Genomic DNA, 19,945 nt, shown 5'->3' with positions numbered 1-19,945 from the left:
GTTGACGCTTGTAACTGCCGCGAAGCTCACTCGCCGCGATGCCGAACTTCAGGTCCACCAAAGAACAAGATCAGGCCGTGCAAACCCGAAGAAGGAGTTCAGCAGAAGACGGCGTCTACCGTCGCCCAGTTGTCGGGTGACGCCGTGAATAAAGCCGCCATCGATCAGAGCGATATCCCCAACCTGAAGCTTGAATTCGTGAGAAGGAACGGCCTCGAGATAAGCTGTCGAATAAGGATAGCCGGTGGTCTCGACGCCCTGCGACTTTCGGTCCGTGGCTGTCGGCTTATGGCTCCAGATCCTCAGATCGCCACCTTTCTCGGGCATGCTAGGATAGAAGTTGAGCGCGACGACGGTGTTTTTGGCTACAGCAGCAAGGTCGTCGGCACACAAGACCTGAGCCAGGTCATCGTGAGGCTCCAGGGCATACGTGCCGGTGCCAGACCAACAGATGGCGCGACAAATGTTAGCCTGGCCGTGGCTTGAACTGGCCAGCCGCAATTGAATGCCGTGCTTGTGAAGCTCGCGCCTCAACGCATCGAACAATCCGCGGACCGGATCCACCAAAGAGCCAAAGAGGCCATCGATGAACGGCTGCTCATTTTTTGCCTCTGCGAAATAGCCGGCTGCATCCTTCTTGTAGTGAGATGCGCCTATATATTGTCCGGGAACGCCATCTTTTCGCTCCTTGAGACCGGGATTGCGAGTAAAGTTCGCGGTGATCTCTTCGGCTACCTCGATACTGAAGCCTTGTTTGATGTGTAGGCCTGTAATCTCACCTTTCAGGATTGAGACAATCTCCGCAGTGCTGATTGAGCCGGTCCGCTCCCTGATCGTAAGAGGCGAGACCGCTGGTGCTTGAGATACTTGCGCAGTTACCATTGGCTTGCTCCTGCAGTGCTTGGTTGAGGATGGAGATGCCGCGATCGAGTTCGTCGTGGGTGATCGTTATCGGCGGGAGGACTTTGATGACGTCGCGATTTGGCCCTGACGATTCGATCAGGAGGCCATTTTCAAAAGCGATATCATGCACACGGGCAACAACGGCGTGTGAACGGCACTTGAGGCCGGCCATCAGACCGCGGCCGCGCTTTTGTTCAATGAAACTGGAAAACCTAGTGACAAGGCAATCAAGGTGTCCTTGCAATTTGATGGCAGTCCGCTCTACGCCGGCAACGAACTGCTTGTCCGACCACATCTTGCACATGGCCCCCGCGGTCACGAAGGCTAGATTGTTGCCTCTAAAGGTCCCGCTATGTTCTCCCGGATTCCATATGTCCATATCGGGTCGGATCAGAACAATGGAGAGCGGATTACCTGAACCGCTCAGGGATTTCGAAAGGCACACGACGTCGGGTTCGATCTTGGCGAACTCAAACGAGAAGAAATCGCCCGTTCGTCCCGAACCCGCCTGAATATCGTCGACGATGAAAACAACGCCGTACTTACGGCAAATGCGCTGAATTTCTGCGAGCCACGCTGCGGACGCGGAGTTCATGCCGCCTTCTGCCTGGATCGTTTCCAGAATGATTGCAGCGGGCTTCTCTATGCCACTGCCCGGATCGCTTAGCGCGTGCTCAATGTAGCTCGCGGAATCAAACGCTTCGCTCGGATAGCCGTCATATGGGACGCGGATCACGTCGTGGCGAGGAACACCGCCTAGGTCCTTGGTCGACGCAGAACCAGATACCGCCAGGGAACCGAGCGACATGCCGTGGAATGCATTTGAGAAGGCCATGACGCTCGACCGACCGGTATATTTCCGAGCAAGCGCAAGCGCAGCTTCGTTAGCATTTGTGCCGGTCGGCCCAGGAAACTGTATCTTGTACGAAAGGCCTCTGGGTTTCAGGATCGAATCGACAAACACTTCAATAAATTCGCGCTTTGCCGCCGTGTACATATCGAGCGACAACAGAATGTTCCCGCCGGCGAGATATTCGATTCCTGGTTTAAGAATGCTGGGATTGTTGTGTCCGTAGTTCAGTGCGCCGGACCCCACAAGGAAATCGATATAGTTCTTGCCGGCCTCATCCCAGATCGTCGCGCCAAGGGCCTTTGTAAAGACCGCGGGAAAGGAGCGCCCATAGCGACGGACGTTGGACTCATAAGCCGCGAAGACATCGGTATTCATTTTTCGGTCCATCTGTACGTAGGCATCGCATTAGCGCGTTTGGCTTTTCGCGATAGACGTTCTTCAGCCTGACTCCGACCACACGAGTGATGACGACGCATTGCGGGCCCATGATTTCGTGCAGCTGAATCGCGCCTCTCTGAAGCCCATTTTAATCATCGACTTGGTCGAGATCATTCGCAAGCTGTCGCTTTTATGTTCGAGATGTAGAATCCATCCGAGCCGCATACTTTGGCTTGCCCGTACGCCCGGCGCCACGACGACCGTATTCTGCGACAGCGCCATGTGCGTATGGCCAACGTCCAGAAGCCCCTCATTCCGGTTAGCACGCTGTCTGTGTAAGCCGGTACAGTATTCGGCCTGCGCTCAATCTTACTCAACTTGCTGAACATGATTATCTTCCGAAGCATGGACTTGTGCCGCGTTGCGCGCATCTTTCAGATGGTTTCCTCCATACCTGAGAAAAGCGAACAACGAACCTACTAATGCTGGCAGTTTCGTATCCTGAGCTATGTATCCACGCTGCCACGCCCATCGTCGCCTCTCGAAAACCGAATGGCTTTCGGCGTTTCGACCTGTTTCAGGATGCCTGGCTGTTGTGGAGGCTTGGCCGCGGTTAGAAGGTCTGTCGTTGCCCAAGCGCCCGTACAGGTTCACTCTAGCGTGTCGACACAGTGCTTCGAAGCATTTGCGCGGGGTCTAACGGTCGGATTGAGCTCATCCTAGCCGGTGCTGGCCAGGCGCATCCCAGGGTCTTCGCCAAGTGTCTTGTCCGCAACTGGACGCTTGTGGCCGGAACGCCCAACCAGCACGAGCGCGCTCGTGTTTCTCACATCGCAGCGGGCCTCGCCCTACTCAATTGGTGCACCTATCAACGATTCGATGGATCTGCCAGTGCGCTTGCTGGGATTTGTGCGCGCGTTGATCTCAAAACATTGTCGATCACGGATGCGATGTTCTCGCTCAAAGGTCGGGAACACTTACAACTTCCCGAACAGCGCGACCCAAAATCTGCTTCGTCCACCAACCCGGAGTCACAACGATCCGACACGGCAAATTCGTGTGGCCGTCGCGCTCAGGCCTTTTGAGCGGTTATCAGCATTTCTCGATGACCATTGAATTTCTGCCCGCTTGGACGAACGACGCCCGCAGTTCATGGCTCGTATCCTGACATCCAGCGGACAAGCGCAGGGACACTCTTTGGCATCATGACGCAGGTCGTCGCAACCAAAGGCACCAGCGAAAACCGAGTCTCATCTATAGTCCCGGATCTTTAGCTGCGGCCGTCGGCGGACGTCTCCGGTTGCCTTACCTGGAGCGATCAAGCTAACATGCTTATGGATCAGCACTCAACGCCGCTAGTTCAAGCTGCACTTCGACCAATGGGATGCAAGCTGGATCCTGCTTCAAAGGCACGCCGAAGCGCGTCGCGTCACGATCACTTTCCTAGGTCAACCGATCAACGCGAATGGCTGCACGGGCTGAGGCTCGGGGAGCTTCATGTAGGGAGGATGGGTCATCGAGCAGCTTCAGTTGGTCCAAGGAGCCTGACGTACACGTCAGTTGAACTGAAAGGTGGCACACCAACCCCTTCTCCCGATCTGCTGGCCTAACAAGGCCAGAGGTCCGGCTTCAGCCAATACGAAGATTTTCCGCCGACATCTTGCCGGAGCGGCCGGGGAGAAGCTCGTAGCTCACGCGCGCGCCCTCAGCTAAAGTTGTGAGCCCGGCCTTTTGAACTGCCGATATATGAACGAAGACGTCACCGCCGCCGTCGTCAGCCCTGATGAATCCGTACCCCTTTTCAGGATTGAACCACTTCACAATGCCTATCGCCACGTTCACTCTCCAATAGTGCTCATATTCGGGATTCCAGGAGCGCAGACGAGCGCCGGCGTGACCGGCGGGGCTTAGCGCCGAGCGCCCCATCGTGTCTCCTGCTTCGTCTCGCCTATTGCAAGCTTTGAGCCAGACTTGTGATTTCCACTGGTCGCGCTCCCGGTGCCATTCTAGCCGAGGCTGCTCTACAGTATTTCATGAGAAGCGCGTGGCCGTGAGCCTGACGAGACGGCAATGATTGGTGGCTTGGGTGCCGCCTTAGGTTCCGACATGGCTGTCATCACCGACAGCGGTCCTGGGCTCAATGACGCTCTGGATGTCGTCGCCAGTTTCGCGCGGGGAACGCGCTGCATCGTTCTTGCCAGCCCCCGTCTCCGTCAAGGAGGACGACATACCTTTGAACGCACTCGCTCCTTCGCGGAGAGCCCGATTTCGCACCTGGACCGATTCAAGTGATCGAATTAGTTCGCGGACTCTTTCCTTCCGGGCCTTGATCATCTGGTCTCCTGATTCCTACGCTGATAGCGCTGACTGCGCGAGATCGGATATGGGTAGGCTCATTCAGATCCAGGCCAAGTGCATTGCCCAGCGAGAATGATGAATGAGATACACAATGCGCCGTGATCCCCAGCGGATTCGACGTGTATCGCTAAGCGTCAATAGCACAAGGTATGCCTATTGGCCCGAGCTTAGTCGCTAGCACTTGATCTTCCCACAGGAACGGGATCATTCCCTCCGGTATTCTCAGGTTTCGGCCCGAAACTCCGGAGGAAAGACTCATCGAAAGCTCGCTCGGTTGTCATTTACAAGCCAAGCAACGACGATGGCACCGCTTCATTCAACTGCGCAACTTGAGGGCCGGATTGCGACCCAAACTTCAGGTGCTCAGCGTTGAGAGAACTCGATCGCCCCGAGCATTATTTGCGGTCGCAACTCCCTGCGCTCGCAATGTAGTGCCTACTGTGGACAAGCTCAGGACCTTGCTTCCAGCCTCATTCTGTTTCCGGAGACATCATTGCCGGCTTGCTCACGGATCGGGACCCGGCGCCTGTCCTATTCGTCGCGATGTCGAGAGAGCTTGCGATAGATCTTCGTTCTTCGGGTCTCCCGGTCCAGCACCGTCTGAATTCAGGAACCACAGTGTTGATGTCGCAACATGGCTCGGACTCGCATAAGGACAAGCGAATGTTGGATCAGCGACAGTTAACCCGCGGGATCTGATGGCACATCGCTTGCTTCGCCGATGGCGCGAGATCACACGGCTTCGTCCGAAGTACACAGTGGGGACATAAATGCTTGGAATTGGAAGTAAGTTGCCGTCGTTCCAAATCACCGGGGTAAAGCCCGGCTTTCACTTGCACGAAGAGAAGGGACAGAGTGCCTTCGAGACGCTGACCGAAAGGAGCTTTCCGGGGAAATGGAAGATTATCTTCTTTTATCCTAAGGATTTCACCTTTGTGTGCCCGACTGAGATCGCCGAGTTCGCCCGCCTGTCCAAGGATTTTGCCGACCGCGATGCGGTCGTGCTGGGCGGCTCGACTGACAATGAGTTCTGCAAGCTTGCCTGGCGGCGCGAGCACAAGGACCTGCACCATCTGCCGATTTGGCAGTTTGCCGACACGGACGGCGCGCTCGTCGATGGCCTGGGCGGCCGCTCGGCCGATGGCGTTGCCCACCGCACGACCTTCATTGTCGATCCTGAAAATACCATCCAGCATGTCTATGCCACCAATCCCAATGTCGGCCGCAGCCCGAATGACACGTTGCGCGTCTTGGACGCCCTGCAAACTGACGAGCTCTGCCCCTGCAACCGCGAGATCGGCGGCGAAACACTGAAAGTCGCTTGAGGGGATATGACGACAGTTGAAAGAGCGGATTCCGGATTTCGCTAAGGACGTCAGGCTCAACCTGGCGTCCATGATGGCGGATGAAACATTGTCATCGCAGAGCAAATACGGCCTGTTGCTGTCGAGCGCGATCGCGGCCCGCAATTCGGTCGTGACGGCCGCTGTGGAATCCGCCGCAGGCGTGGGTGATGACGCCGGCGGCAGTCGAAGCGGCGAAATCCGCAGCATCCGTCTTGGCGATGAACAACGTCTACTACCGATTTGTACATCTCGCCTCCAATCCCGAATACAAGACAATGCCCGCTCGGCTGCGGATGAATTGGCTTGGCAGTCCCGGCGTGGACAGAGCCGATTTCGAGTTGTGGGCACTGGCAGTGAGCGCAATCAACGGTTGCGGCGCCTGCATGGACGCCCACGAGAAGACGCTGCGGCAATAACGGCGTCAGCTCGGACACAATTCAAACGACCGTGCGCTTTGCCGCGATCGTGCAGTCAGTTGCGGTTGCGATCGAGGCGGCAGGGCGTGGCACGCCACGAGCGGCGGAGTAATCCGCCCTTCCCGCACCCTTCGCCTCACCGCTCCCGGGGCAGGTTCGGGGTGGGCGCCGATATTCAGGAGCTGAGTTCGCCGAGTGTGCCCTTGCATCCGAATATTTGAGTTCGGTCGATTTTCGGCCTCTGGCGCGCGCGCAAGGTACGGCGCAATGACTCCGCCGTGAGATCTTCTCCGCCTTACCGATAACGCGGAGGCAACCGTACCCTCACCCGAACTTGAATAACACTCCGTATCCGCCACGCGGATAGCTCCATTCGATGTCGCCGGTGGGCTCGCCGATGACGCGGCAGGTGCCGCACTCCATGCAGCCGTCGACCGTGACCTCGACCTGGCCCTTGTCATTGAGATCATAGCAGCGCGCGGGGCAGGCTTTCAAAAGCGCAAGGAGCTGCGGCGAGGGCCTGGTGTGTGCGCGCACCTTGATGTGGGGACGTCCGGCGTCCACAAGATAGCGGTTGCAAAACAACTTGTCTTCGACACGCACTGATCTCTCGAGCTTCATAGTCGGCCTCGTTGGTTTCGGGTTCGCGCTTCGAACAATTAGCGCCAGGCGCGGGCAAAGCGGAATGCATCGCCGAACAGCCCTATCCAGGACCGCGCATTGACAAAGGATTTCAGCGTCGACTTCTGCTTCTCAGACTTTGGCGTACCGTCAACCCGAAGGTAGGTCTGCATCGCCTTGGAGATGAGCTGGGGGTAGGTCAGAAAGAAATTTTGCGAGTTGGTATGCATCAGCCTCGGCATATCCTTGTACTTCTTCATGTCCTTCAAGACGAAGGAGCGATCCAGCATCCTCTTGTAGAGCGCGAGATTTTCCGCGGTCATGCCAAGCCGGCGCGATTTCATCTGGAAGATCGCTTCGGCCGCGATCCGTCCGGACGTCATCGCAAGATTGGACCCCTCGCGATGAATCGCGTTGTTGAGCTGCGCCGCGTCGCCGACCACGACCCAGCCGTCTCCATTGAGCTGCGGGATGGCTTTGTAGCCGCCCTCGGGGATGAGGTGCGCGGAATATTCCTTGACCTCGGACCCTTCGATCAGGGGCGCGACCGACGGGTGGCGCTTGAACTGGTCGAGCAGCTCGTAGGGCGTCTTTCCGGTGCGCTGGAAGTCTGCGACAAGACACCCGATACCGAGCGAAATGCACTCCTGATTGGCATAGATGAAACCCATTCCTGTCATGCCGCCGGAAATGGTGCCCGCAGCTTCGATCACGACGCCTTCGTCGCCGCTCAGATTGAAACGCGCTTCGATGGTCTCGCGCGGCAAAAAGTGCATTTCCTTCACCGCGAGAGCCACCTTGTTAGGCTTGGGGCGCTCGCGCAGGCGCGCACGCGTGCCGAGCAGCCCGTTCACGCCCTCGGCCAGCACCACGACATCTGCATGGATCTCGCCATCCTGGCGATCCGTACGAACACCGATGACTCTGCCATAGGCATCCTGCGCAAGATCGGTGACGGTGGTCTCGCACAGCACGGTCGCGCCTGCCTCGCGCACTTTTGAGGAGAACCATCGATCGAACTGGGCCCGGATAATCGTGTACCGGTTAGCCCGCTCTTCATTGAAATCTTCCGAGCGGTAATGCAGCCCAACATGGGAGCGATCATCCATGATCCAGAACCGTTGTTCGACCAGATGTCGCTCAAGCGGTGCGTCCTCCCGGAACTCTGGGATCAGCTTTTCCAGCATGTCCGCATAAAGTATTGCGCCCTGAACGTTCTTCGATCCGGCGTACTCGCCGCGCTCGAGCTGCAGCACCTTCATGCCCTTCTTGGCCATAGTCAGTGCCGCCGCGTTGCCCGCCATGCCGGCGCCGACAACGATTGCATCGAACCTTTCCTCGATCATGATAGCCTCCTTTAGCTCGCAATCCGGTCGCGCGAATGTGGCGAGAGCCGCGCACGAAACGCGTCCGTCAGCGCCGGCAACAGATGCATGGCGTCACTGACGATGGCGATGTGGGCAAAGTCGAAGATCGGCGCGTTCTTGTCAGTATTGATGGCGACGATCAGATCGGCGCCCTCCACGCCAACCCGATGCTGGATCGCGCCGGAAACGCCTGCGGCGATATAGAGCTTTGGTCGGATCGTCTTGCCCGTCTGGCCGATCTGTCGGTCGTAGGTGACCCATCCCTTTTGCACGAGCGGACGGGAACAACCATATTCGGCACCGAGCACGCCGGCGAGCTGGCGCACAAGCTGAAAGTTTTCTTGAGAACCGAGCCCAAGCCCACCGGCGACCACGACGTCGGCGTACGCCAGATTGGATTTCGCGGAATCACGGTCGGGGATGAACGACAGCACCTTGGTCACGATATCGTCTTCCACCAGCCCCAGCGGATGGACGATGATGCGGCCGGGATCGCGCGCGACACGCTCCGGCATCGGCATCACGCGCGGGCGGACGGTTGCCATCTGCGGCCGGTAATTCAGCGTGTAGATCGTGCAGAGAAGGGAGCCGCCGAAGGTCGGACGGGTGGCTGCGAGCGAGCCATCGGCGTCAACGTCGAGATCGGTGCAGTCGGCGGTAAGGCCGGTCAGCAATGTGGTGGCGACCGAGCCCGCAAGGTCGCGGCCGAGCGTTGTTGCCCCTAACAGCAGGATCTCCGGCTTGTAGATCTCCACGAGATCGGACAGCGCTTTGGTGTAGGACTCGTTACGATAATCCGAGAGCACATTGTCAGCCACGAGATAAGTCAAATCGGCACCGTAGCAGAAGGCTTCGAGCGCGGCATTGCGTGTGGCCTCGCCCTCAGGGCCGACAACAACAGCCGCGAGCTTAACCTTGAGCCTGTCCGCAAGTTTGCGGCCCGCCCCCATAAGCTCCCAGGAGACGGGGTGCACTTGTCCGCGCTCCTGCTCGACGAAGACCCAGACATGTTTGTAGCCTTTGAACCGATCCGGCAACTGCTTCTTCGTTGCTGCGCGGCCCGCTGCGGCTGATGTGGGAGCCTTGATGACGTTGCTCATCGCTTTGAATTCTCCTTCCGATCCACGCGCCTGCGCGACATGATCGGGCTCTGGCTTCGACTGTCGGTTGAACATGGCCCTAATGAGAGCGTTCGCCGGTTGCTCGCGGTTCACAATAAGGGTCTTTTTCGCGGAGGACGGGACCCTCGGCGCTCCGCATCAGAAGCTGCGGACGCGGAGATCGAGGCCGACGATTCTGGCGAGGTGGCTGAGCTGCAGTAAACAGGGGTACGTTGCGATCCGGGGGCCGATCTGGGCCATGCCGCCGTCAATGGCCGACTTGCCAATGAAGACAACAGCGGTCCCACCAGATAGCGCCCTGATCTTCGAGATCGCAATCGTGCGTGCGTACGTCGTGGGTAGCTTCGCGTCGTCGACAGAGGAGCATTCGGTAAACAGCATCGCAGCTTTGGCACCCAAGGTGCGCACCTTCCGCGGTCAGGGCTCAGGTGAATACGGCCCCGTAGCGAGCACGTTGGTCTCGCCGGTCGTCTGGTCACGGAACTAACTACTATCTCTGCGGCTACGGGTTCGTGACGGTTGGTCGGCACGCCCCGCTGCACAATCGTTTTTGACAGGAACCGCGCGCGGCTTTGCGCTGGGTCGGGGACCTGTTTGATGCAGATGACGCTATGCATGCGCTTCTCCAGGACAAGCTCGATTCGTTGTTGCGCGGACTTAGGTGCAGAGCAGCAAGTGTCATACCAACTGAGAACACCGCGAGGTCATGCACCAAAGGAATTGAATTGGGCGCGGTTGCAAGCGTGGTTCTTGGCATCGGGGACAACAGGGCCGCGACATGCGTCGGAAACGCGACAGGCCCGTCTCCCGCGTCGCTCCACAGACTCGACCGAACGAAGAGGCGCGCGCCGAGGCGCGCCGCAGCTATTTGCTCTGAGGCAGATGGCGTTTAAGAGAAGGCTATTTCAACGTACTGAGCGGCACGAAGGCGGCCGGCTTTTTGGGCTCCGCGACCGCATCCTTCAGGACTTTGAAGACCCGCTGGTCGATTGGCGAAGACGCCACGAAATCGGCATAGGCCTGCTCCAGCATCGCCTTGCAGCGCGCAGCGATCTCCGCTTCTGTGGCACCGGCGAATTGCTCTTTGGCGAGATGTTGTCCCATGCGCTTTAGGATATGCAGGCGCGCGACATTGACGATCTTGGGATCGTAGTCGACGCCAAGCAGCGCAAAGATCTCTTCAGCCGAGGAGACCTTGTTGAGCCGATCGAGGATGCCGGCCCTCTGGGGTGCATTGCTCATCGAAATTGTCCCTGGATTGGCCCGCGCGCCTCGGTCGAGATCCGGCAGCGCCTGCTTGGTTCGCGGAAAAGGCTGTTTCGCGTGGGCCCTTCTGTAGATGGTCACACAGCCCAATCCTCGGACTTCAACGCGATCTGCGAGCGCTTCGGCCGCGCTCCGATTGATTTGGTGGCGGGCCCAGTGAAACCCGAGAGCTCACTCACGTGCGATTGGAAGAGCATTCGCAAACATCACGCCAGATCGCCGCCACCGTCTCGCGTGCGACCAGCCGCTTGTGCTCGATGGCGTATTTGCGCACTCGGGACAGGATGTGTCTGCTCTGCTCGGTGGTGGCGGCGAGTTGCAATTCCCCGAGCAGCGTGGTGATGGCCGAAAGCCCGGAATGCTTGCCGATCACGATGCGGTTGGAGCGACCAAGCAAACGTGGGTCGAGCGCTTGATAGGTGCGTTCGTCCTTCAACAGCCCATCGACATGAATGCCGGATTCGTGCGTGAACACATGCTCCCCGACGATCGCCTTGTTGAGAGGAATCGCCCGTGCAGCCGCGGCCGCGACCAGCGCGGCGACGTCTGTGAGCTCCGGCAGCACGATGCCGGTGTCACGCCCGTAGAGCTGTTTGAGTGCGACCGCAACTTCCTCGAGTGGCGCATTGCCGGCCCGTTCGCCGAGCCCGATGACAGTGACCGAAGCGTGGCTCGCGCCGCCCCTGATGGCAGCGAGCGTGTTGGCGGTCGCGAGCCCAAGATCGTCGTGGCCGTGAAATTCGAGCTCGAGATCGCTAGTGGCGCGCAGGCGCGCGATCAGCGCATAGGCGGAGTCGGGATCGAGGACGCTGAGCGTGTCGGCGACACGAAACCGGCGCGCGCCCGCGGCTTCCGCAGCCGCGATGAGACTGATGAGAAAGTCGACATCGGCGCGGGAGGAGTCCTCGCCTCCGACGGCGACATCAAGCCCTCGCTCGCGGGCGTAACCCACTACCCGCTTCACCTGCTGCAAGGCCTGGTCGCGATTCCCGCCCAGCTTGGCCGCGATCTGTACGTCTGAAGCCGGGATCGAAACATTGATTATCGACACCTTGGCCTCGATCGCCGCGTCGACATCGGGCTCACGCATGCGGCACCACGCAATAGGGGTGAGCGGCAGCCCCTCCTCGACAATGGCACGGATGGCCGCGATCTCGTCAGTGCCCATGGCGGGGGTCCCCGCCTCGATCTCCGTGATGCCGGCCCGCGCCAGCGCATGCGCGATGGCCACCTTTTCAGCTGTGGTGAACGCAACACCAGGCGCCTGCTCGCCATCGCGCAGCGTGGTGTCATTGAGCACAGTCCGCTGGTTCCATGCCGACTCGGACCATGATGGCTTGAGAGCGATGGCTTTGGCGTCGATCAACGAAGCCTCCTGATTGGGCTTGGCAAGGACTGCTTTGGCAAACCGCGTGCCACGCCCGCAGGATCCCGACCTATTGAAGATCACCATTTCTCGCCCGCAATCGGATGTCGCCAGGACGACAGTGTCGCAAAACGGACGCGCCAGTTGAGCTCTCACCATTCTGCGTCCAGGATCAGCTCGGGTTACGGCGCGGATCGACAGCAGACCGACGCGCCAGGGTTCATCGGTTCGCTAAACCAGGCACATCGCATCAGGAGATTGGGCTTCGGTCATAGTGACCAGGACGCCGCCGCCGTAAACCACGTGACGGATGCGGGCTGGGATCGGTGTCGAAAACGGTCGTGAGAGATCAGGCATCATCCAAACGCAACAGGACCGCTGCGCGACTGATCCACGATCTTATGGACGCCGGCCGACCGGCCCCGCAACGAGGGAGTTTAGCAGCCTCTCCTGAACACATCGCCGCAGCCGCATTCTGTGTCAGCGCCGGCAAAGCACAGTTCCCTTCAGACCACAGGGCTTGCGGCGTGGGCGCAAGCTGGCCTTGAGCAGAAGAGCGTCCCGCTGGTTCGCGTCGTAATCCGCTGCACAGATTTAGCCGCATCACCTGCACGTCCTCGACCAGCTGCGCGACCGTCGGCTGGCAGTTGCGCCAAAGAACCATCTATCGAGCGGTGGGAATACGGGTCAGTTGCCGCCCGCGACCGGAGCGGCCGGCGCCAACAGAACGTCACGCCGGCGCACGGCCATGCGGCTCTCGCCGCTTTCATCGCCAAAGCAGTGGTTGAAGTCCTTGCACTCTGTGCACACCGGCGTCGTGCACAAGATGAGCCCCTCGTCCTCGCATAGCCTGCGATAAAAGAAACGCTTCCAGCGCATGTTGTTGACGTTGCGCCTGGCGAGCGGCCCGAAATGGCGGTTGAGGAGACGGGACAGTTCACCACGATTGCGCAATCCGAGATCTGCCCACAGATGATTCGCCTCCATGACGCGGCGCGCGATCATCGCGGCCAGCCAATGGCCGGTGTCCCCTTCCGTCGATCGTTGCGCGAGCAAGAGATCACGCACCATTTTGACCTCGTCGTTGTCGTTCTGCTCGAAATCCCGCGGCGACTCCTCCTCTTTGATCCGAACCGACGGAAAGCGTTGCTTGAGCAACGCCGCCAGCTCATCGCTGGACAGGCCGACCTTCTCGAAGAGAAGACCACCGTCCATTGCACCGGCAGCCAGAATGGACGCCAGCACGTGGCGGTCGAAACTGCTGTCATTACTTGTGTCGGCATCTGCAGGGTGCATCCCGGTCAGGAGGCGATAGCTTGCAATTCCTGCACCTGTCTGGACGCTCCCATCATTCGTCTCGACAACCATGACAGGATAGAACTGCTCTTCGAACATGGGCGTTCGCTACTCTTTCCACATTGGTCAAAGTCTGCATCACCGCGTCGACACTCGGGAGACACCCTTTCGCCCAACTGCCGGCCCTCCTCTTTGGATTTTGGGAGGGCCGGGCTGCGGCGTTGCGCCCTTTTACGATGCCGCAAGTTCGGCAGCGCTTTTCCCGACGATGGACTCATCAACGGCCTTCATGATCCCGTGCTCCATCAGCATGTCCTCGAGTTCGTCCATGGTGATCGGAGTCGGGATGATGCCTTTGCCGCCATTGCTGTGGACCTTTGCCGCGAGGTTGCGATAGTGATCGGCCTGCTTGGAGTCCGGCGCGTATTCCAACACGGTCATGCGCCGCAGCTCCGCATGCTGCACGATGTTGTCGCGCGGCACGAAATAGATCAGCTCAGTGCCGAGCTTCTTGGCGAGAGCTTCCGCGAGCTCCAGCTCCTTGTCGGTCTGCCGCTCGTTGCAGACGAGGCCACCCAGCCGTACGCCGCCGGAGCTCGCATATTTCAGAATGCCCTTGGCGATGTTGTTGGCGGCATACATGGCCATCATCTCGCCGGACATCACGATGTAGATTTCCTGCGCCTTGTTTTCGCGGATCGGCATCGCAAAGCCGCCGCAGACGACGTCGCCGAGCACGTCATAGGAGACGTAGTCGCGGTCCTCATAGGCGCCGTTCTCCTCCAGGAAGTTGATCGAGGTGATGACGCCGCGGCCTGCGCAGCCGACGCCGGGCTCCGGACCACCCGACTCGACGCAGCGGATGTCCTTGTAGCCGATCTTCATCACGTCCTCGAGTTCGAGGTCCTCAACGCTGCCGGCATCGGCAGCCAGGCTCAGGATCGTATCCTGCGCCTTGGCGTGCAGAATAAGGCGAGTGGAGTCCGCTTTGGGATCGCAGCCCACGATCAGGATTTTGTGACCCATCTCCGCCAGCGCCGCCAGCGTGTTCTGGGACGTGGTCGACTTTCCGATACCACCCTTGCCGTAGAACGCGATTTGTCTCAGTGAAGCCATGTTGCTCTCTCCATCAACCGATTTGCCAAAGATTGCGTGCGGTTTTGCACGCGAGCTTGTTTCTCTTTCAGAAGCGGGGCACACGGGTCCAAGGGTAGGAGAGCATCGCTCGTCTTGCGCGTCGGCGTGCACTCAGCCCTTACTCAGTGTTGCTGCATCGCAGTAGCAACTGCCGTGCCAACGCCGGCCGCCCGTTTAAGCTTCTGATGAAGCACTATAAACTTCGCGAGATTTCTCATCGCGCTGGATGTTTCGAACCTGACAGCAGCTGTGCGGCTGTGTGTAATCTGACAGCGCTCACAATTTTTGACGAAACATAAGATTGATTGCGGCGCATTCGTGCGCCAGACGGAACTGCGGATGGTTTGAAATGCAACTGCGGTCGAGCCTCTCGGTACGCTTTTCAGAAATGATGCTCCGATCAGCGTCGAAACTTGAGCGCCACAGACCAAAGACAGGTGTTCGCGCTTGATGAAGATGGGATGACCGGTTGGTCTTCCCGTTCGCGCTGCATCACGACATCGAAACCGAGACGCTTCCGAGTGCCAGCGCGCAGGGATGTCGATTGGCTCGAATTCTACTGTGCTGGCTGGGGTCCTCACGAGAGCGACGCATGAGCGGGCGCTGATCGATCATCGAGAGCCTGACTCAGGCCGCTCGCAAGCGGCTTCTTCACGACAATCGACGGGGAGATCGCGATCGAGACATTAATGGCGACCCACATGGCCGCTCCCGGATCGGCTGCCTTCGATCAAGTTCCAGAGGTTCCTCGCAGCGAACTGCGCGCATGCCCATGTTGATGGACGCGCCAGTCATCGTTTCCACGAATTCGATCCTCATCGGTGCGAAAGCGGCAGCGCACCCCGCCATCGGCGGTCTTTTCCAGTCCGGGAACTCGTCACGGCGGCAACGGTGATGCGCTATGACCGCACCGCGAAAGGGACCATGAACGTCTGCGAATGTAACCCCAGTCACCCCGAGGGGCCCCTTGCCGCCAGAACAATGCCAATCGCCAACAGCGGATCGGCTGTGATCTGGACGCAGTGTTCGGAGCGGTTGATCAAGTGCAGGTCAAAATGCGGAAAGCTGCGAAAGGGGGGCTCGGTGACATCAGAGGCATCGCATCGCACCAGGGCGAGATGGGGAAAGCGGCGCCGCAGCTCGGTCAAGGGGCTCGCGCGGCCTTCTGCCGCCGTGATCAGTTGTTCAAGTTCGATCAGTTCGTTGTCGTCCAGTGCCATGACCGACTTTATCGTTTGTGTGCGTAAACAGTAGCGTTACCGCCAGAACACCCGGTCGAGATCGGCATTTAGCTCATCTGTCGCTGCGCTCAGCCGCTGATGGACGCTGTGGAATTGCCAAATTCCTCGCGCATGGTCTTTCCAAAACATCTTCCACAGTCCGCACACGGCGTCATGATGGATCAACGCGACATCGATCACGCCGCCATGCTTGTCGATGTCGCGTGAGCAGCAGGGGCTCTCGATGAGATAGCCCCCCTTAACCTGCTTCACACTGGGTGACACATAACGATAGCGTCTGCGGGAGCCCAATGCGCATTCGATCCGCTTGCGATCGACCTCGTTCGGGTGAGCGTTCAGGCCGACGACTGCCCTTTTCATGACAGCAGCATTCATTGTGAAAGCCCCCTTAAAGCCGCGTTCTTTGCGCTTCAGAACAGCCGACCGGCCGCCCGGCAAAACTATGGAAATTAGGTCCCTATGTTCGCTTGCGTGCTCGCTCTCAAGCGCACGATCTCACCGATGCGGCCAGTGCCTACAAGAGCCGTCAAGGGCGCGCAGGCGTGAAACAAGCCGCCGTTGATGGGGTCGCCGGCGGATTTGAGCCGCGGGCGCCATTCGGATGTCGAATGAAGGGGCGCGATCATGATGGGGGCCCTTCCCGCAATGGCCGATTGTCGAGCTCAGAGTCCGCGTCCACCGAATCAAGTTCCTTGCATTTCATTCCGACGCGATGGCCGGTTTCAAGAAACTCGACACCGTAGACGTAGAATTGCTGCAAGAACGTCCCGATGGAAACGACGTAACCGACCTCGCCTTTCTTGGCCAGGACGTCCCCGATCTCCTTGCCGGCATAGGTCCCGTCATTGCGGACGGTTCGGTTGGCCTTCACCTTTTCACCAAGAGTGAAGACCGGCGGTCCATCCAGCTCTATGACGTCACTGTCGCGGACGATGTTGCTCATGCATCACTCCGTCGTGAACTTGATCGGGCCGCATTCTGCGAGCTCGCTGGCCGCCGTGGCCGCGATTGCCGGGATGAAGCCGGCGATTCTCTGCAGCTACTGTCAACGTGAACTCCATGACACTTACGCTCGTTCAGGCCGGCGGCTGGTATCGCGGCAATGAGGTGTCGATGACGCAGGTCTTGTCGACCGGACAGACCGCAACACATTGCGGCTCCTCGAAGTGACCGATGCATTCGGTACATTTTTTCGGGTCAATCACGAACGTTCCGCCCTTCTCGAAGATTGCCACGTTGGGACATTCGGTCTCACAAGCGGAGCAGCCTGTGCATTGCGAAGAAATGATCTTGAACGGCATCCGATGTCCTTCACGCCACCGACATCATCGGGTCCTGCCGGATCGCTCCGTCACCCCGGTCGACATGCTGGATCTCGCCGCTCTTCACCTTCTTGAGATAAGAGCTGAACCATGCGATCGCGGACGTCTCGATGAACTCGTGCGCGTATTGATCGACCGGCTCGATGCCAGCCTTGTGGAGTTCGCTCGTCGGCCGACCACCGATCCTGGCGACGAACACGGCATGGCAGTCATTGATAGAGCGGATGAAGGCCGCAAGGTCATCCTGCGCGCCATGGCCGCCTTGGCAGTAGTGATCGACGCGGCGGTGATCGACGAATTTTGCGCCGGATTGCGATACTTCATACACCTGGAACTCGTTGGCATGCCCAAAATGCTCATTGATGAGCCCAGCGCCCTTGGTTGCGACCGCGATCAGCACTTTGATATCGCTTGTCCCGTCTGCATGCTCCTGCACTTCCTCCTGCCATGGCATTATCCTGTCGCGGCGCTCCGCCTCGATTCCAGCCTGGGTGGCCTTGCGCGCCTCAGGGTCATAGTTGACGGTCATGGTCACAATCTTCTCCTTCGTAAACTCCGCGCTTCGATCCTCGCCGAGCAGTCCGACCGCGTCGGCGCGGCATTGGCGGCAATGGCGCATCATGTTCATCTCGCCTTCGCATGCGTCCTGCAGTGCCTTCAATTCGCTTGTCCTCGGCACGCGCTGGCCCTTGAGACCGAACATGGTGCCGTGCTCGGGGGCTGCGATCAGCGGCATGATGTTGTGCAGGAAAGCGCCACGCGACTTCACGGCTTTGTTGACCTCAACCAGGTGCCGCTCGTTGATGCCCGGGATCATGACTGAATTGACCTTGCAGAGAATGCCTCGCGCGGAGAGCATTTCGAGACCACTGAGCTGACGCCTGATCAGGATTTTCGCGGCCTCGAGCCCGCTGTATCGCTTGTGGTTATAGAAGATCCACGGATAGATCTGAGCGCCGATCTCGGGATCGGTCATATTGATTGTGATGGTGACGTGCTCGATGTTCAGCCGGGCGATGGTATCGACGTGATCGGGCAAGGCGAGCCCGTTGGTCGATAGACACAGTTTGATGTCGGGTGCGGCTTTGGCCACGAGCTCGAAGGTCCTGAACGTCTTGTCCGGATTGGCCAGGGGATCGCCGGGACCGGCAATGCCAAGCACGGTCATCTGCGGAATGCGGGAGGCGACCGCGAGCACCTTTTTGGCTGCCTGCTCGGGGGTGAGCTTCTCGCTGGTCACGCCCGGACGCGATTCATTGGCACAGTCATATTTGCGATTGCAGTAGTTGCACTGCATGTTGCAAGCTGGCGCAACCGCAACATGCATGCGCGCGTAGTGGTGATGCGCCTCGACGCTGTAGCAGGGGTGCGTCTTCACCTTGTCCCAGATCGCCGACGGCAGATCGCCTTGGCCCCCGTGTGCCCCGCAGCTCGCTTTACCGCGGCGAACCGAGATGCCGCAGCTCTTAGGCTCGGCGGCCGGCATGGTCCCGCCGCCTTCTCGTGCATTTTTAGCGCTGCTGCCGCGCTCCACTGCGTCCATGTCCAGTTCTTTCTCCTAGCCAAACAGGCTTCTCGGAGCCACTCCTGAGCGATCCCCTGAACTTGGGTTAGCAACTCGCATGCCATCGCGGCAGCGACGGATTTTCTTATCTTCGGCAATCAGTTAGCAAGAGCGATCTGCCCTGTTGCGCAGCCGACAGCAAGCATGCGGCGTGTTGGAAATCCGACAGACGTTGGGATGCAGGGAGCGATTGCCGCGCCTGTCAACCAACGCGCTCCCGCTCAGCGGCACCGGCGCCTTTCACTGTGATCGGACGACTGCCACGGCTGGACCGAGGTGGGCGGGCTTCGCTTTGCCAGCGCCTCTAATTGGCCAGCAAGATCTCCACGGCGCGCGGGATCGCAATCGCGAGCGGGGTCAAGCCCTGGTCGAGCAGGAATCTCAGCTCGTTGCGCGAGAGGGCATCGGGTTCGACAAGTGCGTAGTGAACGTCTGCCGAGCGCTTCGTGATCTGCCGTGCAAAAATGCGTAACAGCTGATCGTCGAACCGACATCCGATGAAAAGAAAGCTCCGTCCAAGCCGCCGCTGCTTGACGATCTCCGGAATGGGCGACTGGATATCGATCTCGGTCAGGACCTCGACATAATCGGCGTCGGAGATCAGGAAGTTCCTTGCCGGCAGCACGCCGCCATGCGGCTTGTAGAGGACCGTGGTCCAGGCGCCGGCAGCCGGGGACTCGACCTCTACGCCATCGGCATCATAGAAACGGTACCAGCGAACCTCGCCGATGCTGGCGCGGGTAATCCCTTGCACTTCGCCCCATCCCTCACGCTTGCCAAGCGATGCGCGCATCGCGCCATCATACCAGGTATCGACGATCATCGGTAAGTGTAACGCAGCAAGATGACGATGCAAGGCTGTCGGCTCGACCGGTGCGGCAAACGCCTGAGCCATCAACCCTGTCACGGTAGACCGATGCTTGTTGCTCTCGATATGCTGTGCTGCAGCCCAAGGATTGCCGCGGGCCCGGCGCGGCAGCGCGACCTTGGTGCCGAAGAAGATCGCCAGCGCATCAGGTGTCACTGGCACGTCAGGCTTGGACAACTCGGCGAGCCCGGGCCCGAGATAGGGAACAATGCTGCCGGCATGCAGTCTGGCCGCAACATTGGCGAGCAGCGCCTCTGCATCCGTCCCTTTGAGACAGTTGATTTGCGGCATTGCGCTCATCGTTCATCGCCGTCCCCGCCAATCCTTTTGGCATTGACCGTGATCGGCAGCGGCGTATCGCTCGCCATCTCGGGCAGGTCGAGCACCCATCCATTCGTTAATCTGATCCAACCGCCCCACAGTGTCTCGTGCTCGGATTCGACGATCCGCTCTTCAAGATCCTTCTTGGGCACATAAATCGACAGGCCCGCCTCGGGAGAGCGGCGGATCATGACTTTCATG

19 protein-coding genes and 1 pseudogene are annotated in these 19,945 nt (G+C 59.3%); 2 read left to right on the top strand and 18 right to left on the bottom strand.

The features are described from left to right. Positions 1-48: 48 nt before the first annotated feature. The 3 genes from RAD04_RS05695 to RAD04_RS05685 form a co-directional block, all read right to left on the bottom strand. Positions 49-882 carry a 2OG-Fe(II)-dependent halogenase WelO5 family protein gene (locus RAD04_RS05695; protein ID WP_461622965.1) on the bottom strand — a complete coding sequence of 278 codons (834 nt, stop codon included), beginning with the start codon at positions 880-882 and terminating at the stop codon, positions 49-51. Beyond that, positions 776-2,131, bottom strand: coding sequence for a diaminobutyrate--2-oxoglutarate transaminase (gene ectB, locus RAD04_RS05690; RefSeq protein ID WP_461622964.1), 1,356 nt, complete (start codon positions 2,129-2,131; stop codon positions 776-778). The genes RAD04_RS05695 and ectB overlap by 107 nt, the downstream gene beginning before the upstream one ends. Positions 2,132-3,763: 1,632 nt before the next feature. After that, the gene (locus RAD04_RS05685; protein ID WP_461623178.1) at positions 3,764-3,970 is read right to left on the bottom strand and encodes a cold-shock protein; all 207 of its coding nucleotides are present in this window, start codon (positions 3,968-3,970) and stop codon (positions 3,764-3,766) included. 1,292 nt (positions 3,971-5,262) lie between these two features. On the opposite strand from RAD04_RS05685, the gene RAD04_RS05680 reads away from it, so the two are divergent. Further along, positions 5,263-5,817: a peroxiredoxin gene (locus RAD04_RS05680; protein WP_461622963.1), complete on the top strand. Its 555-nt coding sequence runs from the start codon at positions 5,263-5,265 to the stop codon at positions 5,815-5,817. 16 nt (positions 5,818-5,833) lie between these two features. Further along, positions 5,834-6,366: pseudogene (locus tag RAD04_RS05675) on the top strand (carboxymuconolactone decarboxylase family protein). A 212-nt stretch (positions 6,367-6,578) separates the two neighbouring features. Here RAD04_RS05675 and RAD04_RS05670 read toward each other — a convergent pair. The 15 genes from RAD04_RS05670 to nifT form a co-directional block, all read right to left on the bottom strand. Next, a complete protein-coding gene (locus RAD04_RS05670) occupies positions 6,579-6,875 on the bottom strand; it encodes a ferredoxin family protein (RefSeq protein ID WP_461622962.1) in 297 nt (98 codons plus the stop codon). 38 nt (positions 6,876-6,913) lie between these two features. Continuing rightward, positions 6,914-8,221, bottom strand: a complete 1,308-nt coding sequence (locus tag RAD04_RS05665; protein ID WP_461622961.1) for an FAD-dependent oxidoreductase — start codon at positions 8,219-8,221, stop codon at positions 6,914-6,916. Between the two features lie 11 nt (positions 8,222-8,232). After that, complete coding sequence (locus tag RAD04_RS05660; protein ID WP_461622960.1) at positions 8,233-9,342, bottom strand: electron transfer flavoprotein subunit alpha/FixB family protein; 1,110 nt, start codon at positions 9,340-9,342, stop codon at positions 8,233-8,235. Positions 9,343-9,501: 159 nt separating this feature from the next. Next, a complete protein-coding gene (locus RAD04_RS05655) occupies positions 9,502-9,762 on the bottom strand; it encodes a hypothetical protein (RefSeq protein ID WP_461622959.1) in 261 nt (86 codons plus the stop codon). Positions 9,763-10,263: 501 nt separating this feature from the next. Beyond that, on the bottom strand, positions 10,264-10,611 hold the full coding sequence (gene nifW / locus RAD04_RS05650; protein ID WP_461623177.1) for a nitrogenase stabilizing/protective protein NifW: 348 nt from the start codon (positions 10,609-10,611) through the stop codon (positions 10,264-10,266). A gap of 193 nt (positions 10,612-10,804) precedes the next feature. After that, positions 10,805-11,995, bottom strand: a complete 1,191-nt coding sequence (gene nifV / locus RAD04_RS05645) for a homocitrate synthase (RefSeq protein ID WP_461622958.1) — start codon at positions 11,993-11,995, stop codon at positions 10,805-10,807. Positions 11,996-12,682: 687 nt separating this feature from the next. Continuing rightward, positions 12,683-13,363 (bottom strand): nitrogen fixation protein NifQ, encoded by a 681-nt coding sequence (locus RAD04_RS05640; protein ID WP_461623176.1) that lies wholly within the window; start codon positions 13,361-13,363, stop codon positions 12,683-12,685. Positions 13,364-13,522: 159 nt separating this feature from the next. Next, a complete protein-coding gene (gene nifH, locus RAD04_RS05635) occupies positions 13,523-14,407 on the bottom strand; it encodes a nitrogenase iron protein (RefSeq protein ID WP_461622957.1) in 885 nt (294 codons plus the stop codon). Positions 14,408-15,378: 971 nt separating this feature from the next. Then, positions 15,379-15,648, bottom strand: a complete 270-nt coding sequence (locus tag RAD04_RS05630) for a hypothetical protein (protein WP_461622956.1) — start codon at positions 15,646-15,648, stop codon at positions 15,379-15,381. A gap of 36 nt (positions 15,649-15,684) precedes the next feature. Then, a complete protein-coding gene (locus RAD04_RS05625; protein ID WP_461622955.1) occupies positions 15,685-16,044 on the bottom strand; it encodes a DUF3024 domain-containing protein in 360 nt (119 codons plus the stop codon). Positions 16,045-16,291: 247 nt separating this feature from the next. After that, positions 16,292-16,612 (bottom strand): nitrogen fixation protein NifZ, encoded by a 321-nt coding sequence (locus tag RAD04_RS05620; protein WP_461622954.1) that lies wholly within the window; start codon positions 16,610-16,612, stop codon positions 16,292-16,294. 133 nt (positions 16,613-16,745) lie between these two features. Next, entirely contained in the window at positions 16,746-16,970 is a 225-nt protein-coding gene (locus RAD04_RS05615; RefSeq protein WP_027545442.1) for a 4Fe-4S binding protein, read from the bottom strand. Positions 16,971-16,980: 10 nt separating this feature from the next. Continuing rightward, the gene (gene nifB, locus RAD04_RS05610) at positions 16,981-18,477 is read right to left on the bottom strand and encodes a nitrogenase cofactor biosynthesis protein NifB (protein ID WP_461623175.1); all 1,497 of its coding nucleotides are present in this window, start codon (positions 18,475-18,477) and stop codon (positions 16,981-16,983) included. Positions 18,478-18,859: 382 nt separating this feature from the next. Then, positions 18,860-19,723, bottom strand: coding sequence for an SIR2 family NAD-dependent protein deacylase (locus tag RAD04_RS05605; RefSeq protein ID WP_461622953.1), 864 nt, complete (start codon positions 19,721-19,723; stop codon positions 18,860-18,862). After that, on the bottom strand, positions 19,720-19,944 hold the full coding sequence (gene nifT, locus RAD04_RS05600; protein ID WP_027545445.1) for a putative nitrogen fixation protein NifT: 225 nt from the start codon (positions 19,942-19,944) through the stop codon (positions 19,720-19,722). The genes RAD04_RS05605 and nifT overlap by 4 nt, the downstream gene beginning before the upstream one ends. Position 19,945 lies beyond the last annotated feature (1 nt).

The organism is Bradyrhizobium sp. 25ACV, from assembly GCF_054863005.1.
Note: the sequence above shows the minus strand (reverse complement) of the source record. Positions and strands in the feature narration are given on the sequence as shown.